General features: G+C 44.3%; 12 protein-coding genes. 4 read left to right on the top strand and 8 right to left on the bottom strand.

Annotated features, from left to right (window positions below; all coding sequences use genetic code 11):
- Positions 1–131: 131 nt before the first annotated feature.
- Positions 132–1,652 carry a M24 family metallopeptidase gene (locus tag CW735_RS10005; RefSeq protein ID WP_232368256.1) on the top strand — a complete coding sequence of 507 codons (1,521 nt, stop codon included), beginning with the start codon at positions 132–134 and terminating at the stop codon, positions 1,650–1,652.
- Positions 1,653–2,130: 478 nt separating this feature from the next.
- Here the strand turns inward: CW735_RS10005 and CW735_RS10000 are convergent, their stop codons facing one another.
- The 3 genes from CW735_RS10000 to cysK all read right to left on the bottom strand — a co-directional run bounded on the left by CW735_RS10000 (position 2,131) and on the right by cysK (position 5,438).
- On the bottom strand, positions 2,131–3,321 hold the full coding sequence (locus CW735_RS10000; protein WP_100971920.1) for an alpha/beta hydrolase: 1,191 nt from the start codon (positions 3,319–3,321) through the stop codon (positions 2,131–2,133).
- A 383-nt stretch (positions 3,322–3,704) separates the two neighbouring features.
- Positions 3,705–4,163: a hypothetical protein gene (locus CW735_RS09995; protein ID WP_071979052.1), complete on the bottom strand. Its 459-nt coding sequence runs from the start codon at positions 4,161–4,163 to the stop codon at positions 3,705–3,707.
- Between the two features lie 309 nt (positions 4,164–4,472).
- Positions 4,473–5,438, bottom strand: coding sequence for a cysteine synthase A (gene cysK / locus CW735_RS09990; protein ID WP_071979051.1), 966 nt, complete (start codon positions 5,436–5,438; stop codon positions 4,473–4,475).
- 213 nt (positions 5,439–5,651) lie between these two features.
- Here cysK and CW735_RS09985 point away from each other — a divergent pair, with 213 nt between their 5' ends.
- A complete protein-coding gene (locus CW735_RS09985; RefSeq protein ID WP_071979050.1) occupies positions 5,652–6,488 on the top strand; it encodes an AAA family ATPase in 837 nt (278 codons plus the stop codon).
- Positions 6,488–7,669: a vWA domain-containing protein gene (locus tag CW735_RS09980; RefSeq protein WP_071979049.1), complete on the top strand. Its 1,182-nt coding sequence runs from the start codon at positions 6,488–6,490 to the stop codon at positions 7,667–7,669. The genes CW735_RS09985 and CW735_RS09980 overlap by 1 nt, the downstream gene beginning before the upstream one ends.
- Before the next feature lie 54 nt (positions 7,670–7,723).
- Here the strand turns inward: CW735_RS09980 and CW735_RS09975 are convergent, their stop codons facing one another.
- The 3 genes from CW735_RS09975 to CW735_RS09965 form a co-directional block, all read right to left on the bottom strand.
- A complete protein-coding gene (locus tag CW735_RS09975; protein WP_071981177.1) occupies positions 7,724–9,088 on the bottom strand; it encodes an MATE family efflux transporter in 1,365 nt (454 codons plus the stop codon).
- 143 nt (positions 9,089–9,231) lie between these two features.
- Positions 9,232–10,485 carry a molybdopterin molybdotransferase MoeA gene (gene moeA, locus CW735_RS09970; RefSeq protein ID WP_071979048.1) on the bottom strand — a complete coding sequence of 418 codons (1,254 nt, stop codon included), beginning with the start codon at positions 10,483–10,485 and terminating at the stop codon, positions 9,232–9,234.
- A 187-nt stretch (positions 10,486–10,672) separates the two neighbouring features.
- The gene (locus tag CW735_RS09965) at positions 10,673–11,302 is read right to left on the bottom strand and encodes a phosphoglycolate phosphatase (RefSeq protein WP_232368255.1); all 630 of its coding nucleotides are present in this window, start codon (positions 11,300–11,302) and stop codon (positions 10,673–10,675) included.
- 155 nt (positions 11,303–11,457) lie between these two features.
- On the opposite strand from CW735_RS09965, the gene CW735_RS09960 reads away from it, so the two are divergent.
- A complete protein-coding gene (locus CW735_RS09960; RefSeq protein WP_100970741.1) occupies positions 11,458–12,657 on the top strand; it encodes an IS4 family transposase in 1,200 nt (399 codons plus the stop codon).
- Positions 12,658–12,776: 119 nt separating this feature from the next.
- Here the strand turns inward: CW735_RS09960 and CW735_RS09955 are convergent, their stop codons facing one another.
- Together CW735_RS09955 and CW735_RS09950 are read right to left on the bottom strand one after the other, a co-directional pair.
- Positions 12,777–14,531 (bottom strand): sugar phosphorylase, encoded by a 1,755-nt coding sequence (locus CW735_RS09955; RefSeq protein ID WP_100971916.1) that lies wholly within the window; start codon positions 14,529–14,531, stop codon positions 12,777–12,779.
- Position 14,532: 1 nt separating this feature from the next.
- Positions 14,533–15,759: a glycosyl transferase gene (locus CW735_RS09950; RefSeq protein ID WP_071979045.1), complete on the bottom strand. Its 1,227-nt coding sequence runs from the start codon at positions 15,757–15,759 to the stop codon at positions 14,533–14,535.
- Between the last annotated feature and the right edge of the window lie 3 nt (positions 15,760–15,762).

Raw genomic sequence — 15,762 nt, 5'->3', positions numbered from 1 at the left:
ACGGAAAATACTCTCATTTTTCTTGGTATTTTTCTTATTATTTCTCGGTAGCAACTAATGTGGTGCCACAATACGAATGGATGATAGAGTTTTAAAATTGAACATCTAAAAAGAAAAAAGAGAATAGAAGAATGACAACACGCTCACGTTTTATGTTCCTTGCACAGATTGTTGTGGTTGGCGTTAGTGCCTTCAATGCGCAAGTTGCTCTGGCAAATGTCGACAGTGACTTATCACAGAGCAGCAGGCAACTGTTGAATGAACCACTTGAAATAACAGCAAACACTGAAAACCGAATTCCCGATTTAAAGACGATAAACGAGTATATCGCGTATTTTAATTCGCCATCACCATGGGGTGAAATTAGAAAAAAGCGAATTAAAACACTGCTACCTTTAGCACTGAAAAATGCTGACTTACGTTATTGGCTAATTGTGTGCCGTGAGAATAATAATGACCCCTTAGCGAACCACGTAGGTTGCGAGAATGCTGGGGGCACTGCGGTCATTTTATTCAGTCTAGAAGAAGACGTTGCCGAGGAAGCCCGGACCAAGAGAGCAAACGCTATTAGTTCGCGAATATTTTCACCTACAAGTGAGTCTACGGCACTAAAAGAGCTTGGCACGTTCGACTACGTGGTTGATGTTTCAAAAGGTGAAAGTGCGGTTAACGCTGCAGCCACTTGGATGGCTAAGCAACAAATAAAAGGGCGGGTTGGCATAAACAGTTTCAGCGTTAATCCTTTTGCAGATGGCTTGAGCCACTCTCAATATCTCATGCTTGAGAAGGCATTTAAAAACCGTGATGTCTCACTGGTTTCTGCTGAAGACGTAATTTATTACTGGCTAGCTCGCAAACTTCCCGAAGAGGTAGATATTATGGAAAAAGCGGCTGCTATTACTTCACGGTGGGAATATGAAGCTTACCAAATGGTGAAACCCGGAATAACGACAGATAAAGACATTGCCGGTTTCTTAAAACAAAAGATGGCAGAGGCTGGTGTTACCGATGGATGGGCGGAAAGTCAGAATCCAGCAGTGAATTCTGGGCCCGATCGTGGTCATTCTCATCCTACAGAGCGAGTTATACAGGGCGGAGATGTTATCCAAATAGATTTTGGTATTCGCGTTTTTGAACAATGGGTGACAGATGTACAACGCTTCGCGTACGTACTCAACACTGACGAACAAGCGGCGCCTCAATTTATACAGCATGCGTGGGAAAGCGCGATAGCAGGACGCAACGCAGCATTTAATACAATGAAACCGGGAGTGTCGGGTAACGAAGTTCACAAAGCGCAGCTTGCAGTCATGCAGAAAAATGGCTCATTACCCGTGATGTGGAGTACGGGACATCCGGTTGGCTACGTCGCTCATGATGTAGGCCCCAACTTAGGCGTTCGGCCCGCATCAGACAAACTTCTGGATACACATATGACTTTTGCCTTTGATGGCTTTTTCAGTTGGCCTTATAACCCAGATGAAGGAGATAAGGCTACAGACGTTGAAACAGACAGCCATAGCGCGGGCAACGAAAAAAACAACGTTCAAAAGACTAAGACAATTTCAGTAGAAGATATGGTAGTCATCACTGAACAGGGCGCTAGGTTTCTCACCGCACCACAAACGTCTCTTGTTGTAGTAGGCCATTAAAGTTGTTATTCAAAGAAACATGACAACAAAGTTCGAAACTTATATGTGGGTAACAAGGTTACGAAACCGACAGGCAACGCAGCGCCTATTGATGCCTGCCGCTAAATCTTGTGGGGCCGCTGTGAGCGAATTGCGGTCATTCGGCATAGACCCTTGGCCTTCAGGCGATAGTTGTTTTAAGCAACGGCGTTGCGCGGGTTTCGCCTAAAGGCGAGTCTCTTTCTTTTGCTTCGCCAAAAGAAAGAAACCAAAGAAAAGGCGACCCCGGGATCGTTCGAAAGCCCGGTATTTTGGCCAATTTTTGAGGCAAATGCGCAAACTCGTGGTTCGCTACCGTCGAACCGCTCAGACACGCGCATTTTTAAAACCTCACAACCGGCCAAAATACCGGCTCACTTTACGGGGACCCCAAAAAGAAAACAGCTTTTTTGGACATCCATACAATCAGAGTGGTTTTCAACGAATATTTCGAAATGTATTAAATGCCTGCTTGCAACCATTCCATCGCCGCAGGGAATCGGCGCGACCAGTCCACTTCGCAGTGCCGCCCAACATCATCTTTCACCAACTTAAGATTTTCCGGTTTAAATCCCTGTTTAAGCAGCAGGCTATTTAATTGTTCGATCTGCTCGTAATTGCCATATTCCATCTGCCCTATATCAAAATATATTTTGCTATTGCCAATAGTTTGCTGCTGTTTAATGGCTTCGAATAACACATTTATTCCGTCCATATTTTCAATCGCTAAAGCCGGTGAAAATGCGGCTGTAAAACCAAAAGTGTCGCTATGCTTCAGCGCGGCATAAATGGCCATTAAGCCGCCCAGCGAGCTGCCCGCTAAACCGGTGCCGGCTGGCTGCGGATCGGTTCGGTAGCGGCTGTCGATAAAGGGTTTTAGAGTATCTTTAATCGAGCGAATCGTTAATTCTCCTTGGCCTTGTGTGGCTTTGCCATCGCGGTTTTTAAATGCCCAGGGGTTGTATTCAACCCATCGCTCAGCGCTATTGGGCACCGCCACCACAATCATTTCATCCAGATTGCCAGCACTGGTCAGCTCCTCCAATAGCTCATCAATGCGCCATTCATCGCTGTGTGCCGTTTGAGCGTTAAAAATATTTTGGCCATCCAACATATATAAAACCGGGTAGGTTTTGTCAGTGTTGTGTTGGTAGGACTTAGGCAGATAAACGGAGATATCACTGCTGCGGCCAAATTGGGGCAGTGTAATATTTTTATGCTGTACGATGCTGCCGCTTAAACTCGGCTCGGCTGCTTTTAAAGGCTTATCGCCAGTCCAGAGCGGAATATGAACTGCCATTTCCGCATCGCCACCCGTTGCTTTATGTAGATAGGTACATTGGCTTTTTGCCATTTCGTTGGCGGGCATCCATTGCCAATTTTTGTCTTTGACCATGGTAAAAAATACATTTTTCTCGGTGATCGGAATGGTAACGCTCAGCTCCTCGTTATTTTTTATAAGTGAGTAAGCCTTGTCACCGTCCAGTGCCCAATCATTAAAATTACCGACCAGATGAATAGTGTCATTAGCAGAGTAATCAGCCGGTGGTGTCACTTTGATAGTTAAGGTCGGTGCTGGCGGATTTTTGTCGGCACATGCGCTTAGGGCTAACACAGCGGCGATGGTCAGGGTGATTTTGTTATGAGTCATGGCTCTTGTATTCCTCTACTCTTGTGGCTGTTCTGATTGTTCCACATGCTAAGCGACTTTAGGGGGGGGACCCTAAGTAATTGTCATTTCAATAAATGATTGTTTGTATAACTTCTACAACCAGTTTCGCCATCAAAAGTATGTGATGTCGGCTATTGGCACAAAGCGGCACTATGAGCTTTGAAACCTGACCGTCCGTTGTTTGTCTTTAGCTGACCATGGTAAATTACTCGATGGGCTACCGTAAATCGCTTATTTACAATAGTCGCCAAAACTAGTTTTGAGGCAAAACATTGTTAGAGCGAAATGCAAGCTAAGTAATACTCCTCTAACTTTAATGTCACGGTTTCAGACTATTATTCTGGATGTGATATAAAGCGAGGCTATAAGTAGGTATCAGGGTGAATCTTGTTCACCTTCCAATCACCATCTTCTTTGATAAGGTCGAGACTGCGTAAGTCTTCTATTTTGTCTTCACCATACATACCGCTTAAAAATACAGTGATGGTCGATTTTTCGGCAAATTCAGTTCTGCCTATTTTGCCTGCTGTTTGAGGTGTCACCGTAACGGTGTCGTACTTCAAGTTGAGTAAATGGCGCTGTACATTTTTGTTGGTATGGTAGCGTTTTAGTATTCGGGTCATCTTTTCGCTAGATAAAGAAATTGCTCTATCTAAATTATCGTCTTCGTAAACACTGTTTAGAAAAACAACAGTTGTGTATTCTGGTGTACTCTCGTCAAGCATGCCGTAACGACCAATACCTTTTTCTTTTTCTCCACATGCACTGAGCAATAGTAGGGAGATAAGGCCAAACAAGGTATACAACTTATGGGCGTTCATTTTACAAGCCTCCTGAGGCGAAAAAGGTTAAAGGGCAAATATGTGTTTAATGACGTACTATGCCAGTTCTTTATTGACCTATACTGTTATTGTTTTGTCGTATTGTAACGATAATTAAGGACTAATAACTAAGTACTACTAATTAAGTGCTAAGGGTAACAGGGTAGCAAATAATGTGCAGCTATCCGTAATGTAAACGTCAATTTTTAATACAAAAAAAAGCGAGGGACTAAATATAGTCTTCCTCGCTTTTCAGTACGCTATTACAGCATTTTACTGTACGCGTAACGCTTTTAGTCTACCGTTCAACTATTGAACTTCTTCCTGTTCGTCGAACGCACCAGCAAACATTGGGCTACTTAAGTAACGCTCTGTACCGCTAGCAAGAAGAACAACAACAATCTTATCTTTGTTTTCCGGACGTTCAGCGAAACGCTTCGCTGCCACAACCGCTGCACCAGAGGAAATACCTGCTAAAATACCTTCTTCTGTCATTAGCTTGCGTGCCATGTCCATGCAGTCTTCGTTAGAGACTTGCTCAACTTCGTCGATAAGGTCTAAGTCAAGGTTTCCAGGAATAAACCCAGCACCAATACCCTGAATTTTATGTGGACCAGGAGTTAACTCTTCACCCGCTAATGCTTGTGTGATAACCGGCGAATCAGTTGGCTCAACCGCTACAGATGTAATAGCTTTGCCCTTGGTGTTTTTAAGGTAACGGCTTACACCTGTAATGGTACCGCCTGTACCCACACCCGCTACGAATGCATCAACTTTACCGTCGGTGTCTTCCCAAATTTCAGGGCCTGTGGTCTTTTCGTGAATAGCTGGGTTAGCAGGGTTGTCAAACTGCTGAAGCAGTACATACTTTTCAGGATCAGAGTTGACGATTTCTTGTGCTGCGGCCACTGCGCCTTTCATTCCTTTAGGAGCCTCTGTAAGCACTAGGTTTGCACCTAATGCTTTAAGCAGTTTGCGGCGTTCCAAGCTCATACTACTTGGCATAGTTAGCGTTATTTTGTAACCACGTGAAGCAGCAACGAACGCTAAGGCAATACCCGTATTACCACTTGTAGGCTCTACAATCTCTTTACCCTTTGTCAGAACACCGCGCTCTTCTGCATCCCAGACCATGTTTGCACCAATACGGCACTTAACGCTGAAACTTGGGTTGCGAGACTCTATTTTTGCGTACACATTACCAGAGGTAACGCGATTTAGTTTCACTAGTGGCGTACGGCCAATGGCTAGGGAATTGTCGTCAAATACGTTCATCTTTTATCCTTAACTCGTTCCTGATTCACAAGCAAACCCCAAAAGTCGTGATCTGTACGGCCAATATAATAGTTAATAATTCATAGCCTGAATTTGGGGATTTCTTTATACCCCTATATGATTGGTCCTAAAAGTAAAAATGCAAAGTGTTTTTTAGCTATATGTTATTGTTAAATTACATGAAGACGAAGAATTAAACGGAGTATAAGAAGAATGGCTTTTAGCGGCACGTCTAATTACATCGCAACCAAAGACCTACAGCTCGCTGTTAATGCGGCAATCACACTAGAGCGGCCTCTACTTATAAAGGGTGAGCCGGGCACGGGTAAAACCATGCTTGCCGAGGAGCTTGCCGACAGTTTAGGTACCGAACTAATTCAATGGCACATTAAATCAACCACGAAAGCGCAGCAAGGCTTATACGAATACGATGCGGTGTCTCGTCTTAGAGATTCGCAGCTAGGCGATGATAGAGTGCACGATATCGGTAACTACATTGTAAAGGGGAAACTGTGGGAAGCGTTTAGCGCAGAAAAACGCCCGGTGTTACTTATTGACGAGATAGACAAAGCCGATATCGAGTTTCCAAACGATTTATTGCTTGAACTCGATAAAATGGAATTTTTCGTTTATGAAACCCAAGAGCGAGTCGTTGCCGCTCAGCGTCCCATTGTGATTATTACGTCGAATAATGAAAAAGAGCTGCCAGATGCATTCTTGCGCCGTTGTTTCTTCCATTACATTCAGTTTCCTACGCCAGACGACATGCGAGAAATTGTTAATGTGCATTTTCCCGACCTTAAGAAAAACTTGTTAGACGAAGCACTGTCTGCATTTTTTAATCTACGTGACGTGCCAGGGCTTAAGAAAAAACCGTCGACGTCTGAGTTAATCGATTGGTTGAAACTGCTAGTCGCAGAAGACATTCCACCAGAGGCGCTTCACAACAAAGACGGTAAGGCTTCAATCCCACCACTATACGGGGCATTACTTAAAAACGAGCAAGATATTCACCTTTTTGAAAAACTGGTCTTTATGGCGAGACGCTAATGCTTATTGAGTTTTTTTTCACGCTGAGAAAGTATCAAGTAAAAACCACTCTTCGTGAGTTGCTTGATTTGTTGCGCGCATTAGAAAAGCATGTGGTTTATGCAGACATAGAGGGCTTTTATAGCCTGTCTCGCACCATAATGGTTAAAGATGAAACTCAATACGATAAGTTTGATCGCGCCTTTGCGCACTATTTTGAAGGTGTTGAATCTATCGATCTGTTCGGAAAGGAAATCCCTGAAGAGTGGTTGCGCAAAGAACTTGAAAAGAACTTAAGCCCAGAGGAGCGCGAGGCGCTGCGCAAAGCCGGTGGGCTTGATGAGCTTATGGAAACTCTTAAAAAGCGGCTGGAAGAGCAAGAAAAACGTCACCAAGGCGGTAATAAATGGATAGGCACAGGGGGGACTTCGCCCTTTGGTGCTTATGGAGATAACCCTGAAGGGGTTCGCATTGGTCAAAAAGGAAATAGAAAGTTTTCTGCTGCCAAAGTGTGGGATAAGCGAGAGTTTAGAAACCTCTCTTCCGATGTGGAGTTAGGCACCCGCAACATAAAAGTTGCATTGCGCAAATTGAGAAAGTTTGCTCGAACTGGCGCCAGTGAAGAGCTGGACGTGAGAACTACCATAGGCGAGACCGCTAAAAAAGGTGGCATGCTAGATATTCACATGGCACCAGAGCGTCACAACGCGGTAAAGGTGCTGATGTTTTTTGATGTGGGGGGATCAATGGACCCACACGTTAAAACTACGCAGGAGCTTTTTTCCGCCGTACAGTCAGAGTTTAAGTATTTAGAGTATTTCTACTTTCACAATTGTGTGTACGAGGAAGTATGGAAAGACAATCTTAGACGCAATAAAGAGCGCATTCCTATTTGGGATATCATTCATCGCTACGGCAAAGATTACAAAGTTATCTTTGTTGGCGACGCCACCATGGGACCCTATGAAATTACCTATCCGGGTGGAAGCGTAGAGCACTGGAATGAAGAGGCGGGCAGTGTATGGATGCAGCGGCTGCTTAATCATTTTAGTAACGCGGTGTGGCTAAACCCACAGGCCGAAAACTATTGGCCATACTATTCTTCCATTAAAATAATGAGAGAGATTATGGAAGATAAAATGTATGCGCTAACGCTCGAAGGACTAACAGACGCTATAAAAGGATTAAGCCGTTCTCGCTAGCTAAGAAATAAACAAAACGCCCTCGATAAAAAGAGGGCTAGCTTGTAAGTACAATTACGCTTTTAACACGGCGGTTTTTCGTTGAATATAAAGTAGTCTTGCACCAAGTAGCACAGCTGCTGCACTTAGCCCCACAATAAATCCAATCCAAAAGCCGGCAGCTGCCATCGGCTCAGCGGTAAGCCACGATGTTCTTCCCAAAACAACGCCTGTGGGCAAGCCAATAAGCCAATATGATACAAACGTGATTAGAAACATGGCGGTAGTGTCTTTATAACCCCTAAGCGCATTGGCAGATATAACCTGCACTGCATCAGATAGCTGAAAAAGTGCTGCATAGATAAGTAGCGCATTGGCAAGGGCGTAAACCTCGCTGTCGTTTGTATACAGCCCGATAATAAACCCCTTAGCCACTAGGGTAAAAGTAGCAGTGCATGCAGAGGTAACAAAGCCAATTAAAATAGCACTTCGCGCAGCTATTTTTGCTTGGCGTATATTGTTTTGCCCGATGCGATAGCCAATACGAATAGCCACTGCCATGCCAATGCTCATAGGAAACATAAACATAAGGGCTGAAAAGTTCAGTGCCACTTGATGAGCGGCAACCACATTTGCACCAAAGGGAGCGATAAGCAGCGCTACTGCAGAAAACAGTGTCACTTCAAACAATATGGTCATCGCGATTGGAAGTCCCATAGCGAAGGTTCTACCAATGACTTTTAAGTCTGGGCGATACCAATAAGTAAACAGGGCGTATTTTGCTAGCGCCGGTGCAAACTTTACGTAAATGATAGTGGCTACGAGCATGGTATAAATCACAAGGGCAGTAGCAACACCGCACCCTGCGCCCCCCATGGCGGGAAGGGGGCCCACCCCATAAATAAACAGGTAGTTACCGACCACATTTGCCATCAAACCAATGACTGTAATGATCATCGTAGGTTTAGTTTTCCCCAACCCCTCGCAATAGTTTCTCAACCACTGATATATGGCAAAGCCTGGCATTGCGATAAATACATAGATAACGTAGTCGACGGTGATCGTGTGTAATTCAGGTGCCATCGGAAACAACGAGACTATGGCCTCGGTAAAGGGCACAAGTGCGGCAATAAGCAAACCAACGAACAGTACTAAGTAGCCTGCTTGCTGACTTGCATTGGCTATGCCTGAGATATTTTTGTTGCCATGAAGCCGAGAAATTATAGGGGGTAGAGCAAGGGCGATACCCTGTATAAAACACAGAAGAGGAATGGTAATACTAAAACCTAGCGCTACCGCGGCCATGTCGGTTGCACTGTATCGCCCTGCCATAATTGTGTCGCTTACACCCATTAACATTTGGGTTATTTGCGCAATAAGCAGCGGCCACGCGAGTTTTAATACATCTCTGGCTTCAATAAAAAAGCGTTGTTTTATCACAGGTATAAATTCTCTTATTTGTTTTATGAAAGCCCAACATGGCAAACGTATGGTCAACGAAATTATTATAACGCAGCGCTTTGGCGCTTGGTCTCTGGCCATCAGTGCCTGACTCAGCCATTTCAAAAATAGCGTCACATGTTCTATGTAAAAGGAATAACGGGAATAGCGTCACCTTTGTTCAGCTCAGCGAGTTCTTCATGCACTACCATAAAACAATTCGCTGAGGTGATAGAGGTCATCACTCCCGAGCTTTGGTTTTTTAACGGTGTAACAACAAGGTTGCCTTGTGTATCAGTGCTCATTAGCGCACGCTGGAAATCACGGCGGCCTGGACGACGCTTGATGTCTTTCGTCAATGTGGCTGTAACAGTGAATAGACCTAGGTCATCTTGTCGGCCCTGCATTTTGCGAATTATAGGCAATACCAGTAGTTTGGCGGTGACGAATGAAGAAACCGGATTGCCTGGAAGCCCGCAAAATACAGTGTCATCAAGTTTACCTAGCGCAAAAGGTTTACCGGGTTTAACTGCGATCTTCCAAAACTCGATGCTGCCCATTGAATCAATGACGTCTTTAACATAGTCGGCATCACCAACAGACACGCCACCACTACTTATCATGATATCAACGGTGTTAGACGCTTGATGAAATAAGTCTGACAGCGAGGCTTTATCGTCTTTCACTATGCCAAAATCGATAATCTCGACATTTTCGTCCTCGACAATGGCGCTTATACCCGCACGGTTCGATTCAAAAATTTGCGTGTCGCTGCATGCTTCACCGGGCGCTGCTAATTCATTGCCCGTGGCCACAATGCCAACGCGAAGCTTTCTGTAGACAGGTAGCGTGTTTAATCCTTGAGACGACAATAGCATTAAGTGCTCAGCCCTAAGTAACGTTCCTTTTTTGATAAGTACCTCTCCGCTGGCAATATCATTGGCTTTCACACGAATATTTTCACCAGCATTAGGGAGGGTATGGACAGTCACTGTGTTTGCATCGCTAGAGCTAGTATTTTCTACCATCACCACGGCGTTTGCACCCTGAGGAATAGGTGCACCTGTCATGATTTTATAAGCATGTTCTGAATGAAGAGGTGTCGCGGCTCTGTCACCCGCGGTAATAACACCCTGCACAGTGAAAGTTTTACCGGAAGAATCCGTTGCTTCGGTATTGTCGTTAGCTAAAGAGCTGGATTCGGCAGTGACATGAATAGCATAGCCGTCCATAGACGAGTTATCCCATGGTGGCACGTTTGTCGAGGCAATAATATCTTCTGCAACTACTCTACGGTGAGCTTTTGCTAAACTGACATATTCAACGTCGCTCACTGCGTGAGCTGTTGCTCGCGCTTTTATCAGTGCGTCTTCCAAAGAAAGCCAGCTTGTCGACATACCCGTAACTCCCTGAATTATTTAACAGGCGGATAGTACAGAAAAAAGTATATTTTACCAAAGGGTAATGTCTCTATTTCCGCGTGTTGATCTTTGTTGTACGAATTATGTTCTAAGCGATGAAGTTTTAAATTCTAAGGCATTTTAATTGTGAAACGGTGTTGCAGGCTCAACTAATCTAATGCATTTAAGCCACTATGGATGCTATTTCTTTAAACTTGCTAAACACCCAGTCGGGTTGGTAAGTACTGATATCCTCTCCATAATTGTAGCCATAGGTTAAGCCTACACTGCGCATATTTGCAGCCTTTGAAGCTAAAATGTCGTTTTTCGAATCCCCCACCATAACGCATTCGCTCGCGTCAGTGTTTAGTGTTTTACACACATGGTTGAGAGGCAAAGGGGAGGGCTTTTTTTCTTTAAGTGAATCGCCACCAATAAACAGCGTAAAAAAGCTGTCTATGCTGAGTGCCTCAACAATAGGTGCAATAAACTTTTTGGGTTTGTTGGTAACCAAAGCAAGAGTAAACCCCCGAGCGGCCAGGCTTTTTAACGTGTCGTAAACTCCTGGGTATAAACTAGACTCTTTACAAACGTTGCGGTCGTAGTGATATAAAAAGCGCTGAAAAGTGTGTTCTATTAGCTCTTCGCTATTTAGTTGGTCTGGGGTGTCAGCATTGTTTACCCCGTTTGCTAATCCTCGCTCTACAAGTACTTTTGCACCATTTCCTACCCAGTTTCTAATAACGCAATTGCTGTGCGTAGGCATACCTACATCGTCAAGCGCAGCATTAAGTGCAATGGCTAAATCGGGCACAGAGTCGACTAAGGTACCGTCTAAATCAAAGATAAAAGTGGATATAGGTTCTGAGCTATCCCCACGAATAGTAAAATAAAGTCAAAGAGTTAGGGAACATTCATGGCATTTGGTGATCAGATCTTTCGCCAAAAAAAACCAACACAGAAAACACCATGAATGCACGCTCTATATTGAACAATCTTGTCTCTTTTGTCAGCCATAAAATGCATAAAACCCGCAAACAGGCCGTTGTCGCCTGTGTGCGAAGCTTGATTGAGAGCGGTTCGGCCACTGTGACCAGTATGGGGCGCGGTATCCGTTCCAATGCCTATGAGAAACACCGTATTAAGCGGGCTGACCGGCTGTTATCTAATGGTCACCTCCAGCGTGAAGTACCGTTTATCTATGCAATGATTTGCCGGTTATTTTGTACCTGTAAACATCCTGTCATTGCCGTTGACTGGTCAGATTTGGATAAGTGCAAAAAGCACTTTTTACTTCGCGCCGCAATTGTCGTTAAAGGGCGGCCTATTACCCTTTATCAGGAAGTGCATGATAGAAAAGCCAGTGCAAAAGCGACTACACATAGAGACTTTTTAGAGATATTGCACACGCTCTTACCGGATACCTGCCAGCCCATTATTGTCACTGATGCGGGCTACAAATCGCCGTGGTTTCGTGAAGTGCAGGCATTGAGATGGCATATTGTCGGACGTGTGCGAAAGCCACATTTATATTCGCTGGATGGCGGTAATGAATGGCAATCTATCGCTGAGCTTTATCTAAAGGCTACAACACGGCCCAAGCGATTTGATAACGCGCTTATCGTCAAGTCACGACCTTTTGCCTGTACCTTGGTGTTGGTTAAAGAGAAAGCGAAAGGTCGACGAGCGTTTAATGCCAATGGCTCGCGCCAACGGGATACCAATTCATTGAAATATGCTGATGGCGCAAGAGATCCGTGGCTACTGGCGACGTCATTGCCCTACCATCGTCACTTATCTAAACAAGTCATCGATATTTATCGCCAGCGCATGCAAATAGAAGAAGGCTTTCGGGATATGAAAAGCACGCGCTTTGGTCTGGGGTATGAAAATAATCGCAGCACAACCAAGACACGCATTACTGTTCTGGTCTTGCTTACCACACTGGCTTCGTTAGTGGCTGTACTGTTGGGCATGCTATTAGTTGTCAGTAACAAGCATCGACGCTTTCAGGCAAATACCGAAACAAAATCCGTACTATCCTTTCACTTTCTTGGCTTGAGAGCTTTTAACACCTCAATGCGATTTACCCTGCATCAGTGGAAAAAGACGATCCGCTGGCTTGATGAACTCACCGCTGAAGCTTGCATGAGCAAGATTACATGCTAAATTCGTGGGGATCCCTCAGATATAGGTTGCATAGATTATAAAACCGAGAATGTTGAAAGGAGATGAAAAGGCGCGTGAATATATTCTTCTCAAGCGCCTTCAAACATTATAAGCAGAACCTATTCAAAGTCTTGGTTACTTATCCATAAGGTCTGATAGGGTTTTAACTGAATAAAGCCGCTAGAAAGACAAATTTCATCCCGAGTGACTAAATCTATCCAATTGTCGGTGCCTATTAAATTAATGTCTGACAATAGAATCGTTCTTTCTTCATCGCAAATGTTGCTTACACAAAAGACGCTTTGCTTTCTATCGAGGCTTTGACGCCAGTAGCCAAATATCTCGTTACCGAGTTGTAGCGTAAATTGAGTGGCATTAGGATGAAAAGCAGGCTGCGCTTTTCTGATCCGTATCAGCTGCGACAAACGCGTGAGCACTTTATGATGCTGTGAGTGGGGCGAGTCTAGTAACACCTCTAACTCATCGATATCCCAGCGGCGTCGGTTTATACTTCGGTTTTGGCCGGTATTCGCGACTTTTTCATAGTCGTTAGATGTGCCAAGCAGACTGTGAATATAAAGCCCCGGAATACCTTCCATTCCCAACATAATTGCATGGGCGCAAATAAAGCGGTCTACCTGATATTTATCAGGCCCCTTGGTTGTGCCCTGTAAGGCATCGAACAAGGTGATATTTATCTCATAGGGCTTTTGCTTTCCGTGTTCGGATGCACGCCAAGAAATTTTACCACCAAAATTTTGCATGGTGTGCACTAGCTCAGATATTTCCTCATCGTCGAGCAGTCCTTCGGCTGGGCGTAAGCCAATACCATCATGAGAAGCAATGAAATTAAAATATGCCGTGCCGTTTTGCGCTGGTGGCATACTCATCATCCAGCTTTTCAAGTAGGTACAGTCTCCGGTAACTAACGTATTTACAAGCAAAGGAGGCAGTGAGAAGTTGTAAATCGCATGGGCCTCGTTTGCATTACCGAAATAGGTTAAATTCTCCCTATTTGGAATGTTGGTTTCAGTAATTATGATAATTGAGGGATCGACATGTTCAATCAATGTACGTAATAAGCGCACAACCTCATGGGTTTGCGACAAATTAATACAATTAGAGCCAACAATCTTCCAGAGAAATGCCACGGCATCCAAGCGGAAAAGCTTAGTTCCTTTATCGATATAAAGTTTAATAATATCGACAAAAGCAAGCAGCACTTTGGGGTTCCTAAAGTCAAAGTCGACTTGGTCGTGACTAAAGGTACACCATACATGTTTTACACCGTCGGCGGTTTCTGTTTCTCTTAGTAGCGGCGACACACGAGGTCGCGTAACCATAGAGAGATCGTCGCTTGGATCAGCGGTAAAGAAAAAGTCGGACCCAGGACCTTCGCTCTTGATGAAGTTATCAAACCATATGCTTCTTGCGGAACAATGGTTAATCACCAAGTCTGTCATTAGCCCATAGTCTTTTGCTATTGCCTCGATATCATCCCACGATCCCAAAGACTCATTCACGGTGGAATAGTCGATTACCGAAAAACCGTCATCGGAACTGTAGGGAAAAAACGGCAGAATATGCACATTATTAACGGTATTTTTGCAGTATTGATGCAAAAAGTTGTTTAGCGTTACCAAGGGACGTTCATTCTCTCGAATAACGCTGTCCCCGTAGGTAATCATAATAATGTCCTGCTCATCCCAATAGTTGTAATGTGATTTTGGGGAAGCAATATCTTCACTCGACGCAATGCCAATTGCAGCTAATAGCTGTGTTGCTAGGGTGTCATAAGACACATCTAGCGACACATCGGCGTAAATCGTTTCTAAATGGTGCTTTACTTTGTCATGGAGAGGGTCCCATGCCATATTATTTCTCCATATATTCAGCGGTATCGGCTTCAACGGCTTCAAGCAAGCGCTCTAGAATATCAGGCACTGCACTGGTAACGCGGTTCCAGCTTGGTATAAAAGGGGTTTCCATTGGGTTTTCCAAGAAATTCTGACCCGCTTTCATAATGTTACTTGCAAACATCTCTACGGCTTTTTCTTCGTTATGAATATCGAGGTTTAATCCGTTCATAACTGCGTCGTTGTGATACGTTTCGATAAAGTCTAACGCGATCCTGAAGTAGGTGGCTTTTATCGAACGGAACATTTCATTACTAAACGTGTAGCCTTGAGTTGCTAGTTTTCTGAATATGGCTTTTGTAATGTCGATAGACATCTTAGAAAGACCACCTTCGTCATTGTTGAGGGATAGGTCTTGGTGTTTGTGATCGTAAATATCGCAAATATCGGCCTGACACAGTCTGTTGTGTGAATAATTACGGTGCATTTCAGACAATACACCTATCTCTAGTCCCCAGTCACTTGGGATACGTATATCGTTTAGCACATCACGTCTAAATGAAAACTCTCCGGCCAGTGGATAACGGAAACTGTCCATAAATTCTAAGTATTCATTATCTCCCATTATGCGTTTAAGTGCTCTTAGCAACGGAGTAACTAATAGGCGAGAAACGCGGCCATTTATTTTGCCGTTGGCCACACGAGCGTAATATCCTTTACAGAACTCGTAGTTGAAGTTTGGGTTAGCAACCGGATAGATGAGTTTAGCAAGTAGGTCTTTTTCATAGGTTACGATGTCACAATCGTGAAGCGCAACCGATTCTGCGCGGTTCGATGCAAGGATATACCCCATGCAATACCACACATTTCTGCCTTTACCCATTTCTTTAGGGGCAAGGCCCTGAGCTTGAAGTTCTTCGTCGATTGCGCGTAAACGAGGTCCATCATTCCACAGCACGCGGTGGTGTTGCGGTAACTTGCTAAAAAACGAAAGAGCATGCTTGTACTGATCTTCGTTAGAGCGGTCGAGTCCGATAACAATTTCAGAAAGATAGGGCACGTTTGTGAGTTCTTCAACAATATGGGGTAGGGCTTCACCTTCCAACTCAGAAAATAGTGACGGCAAGATTAGCGCCATTGGACGTTTTTTTGAAAACTGCAGCAGTTCTGCTTCAATTTCCTCGGTGGGTCTACGAGCTAAGTTGTGTAATGTGGTTATAACACCGTTTTGATAAAAATCAGCCATGTG

The sequence above is a fragment of the Alteromonas sp. MB-3u-76 genome, assembly GCF_002831605.1.
Classification (GTDB): domain Bacteria; phylum Pseudomonadota; class Gammaproteobacteria; order Enterobacterales; family Alteromonadaceae; genus Alteromonas; species Alteromonas hispanica.
The sequence above is the reverse complement of the archived record's forward strand: the minus strand, read 5'-3'. Positions and strand labels throughout refer to the sequence as shown.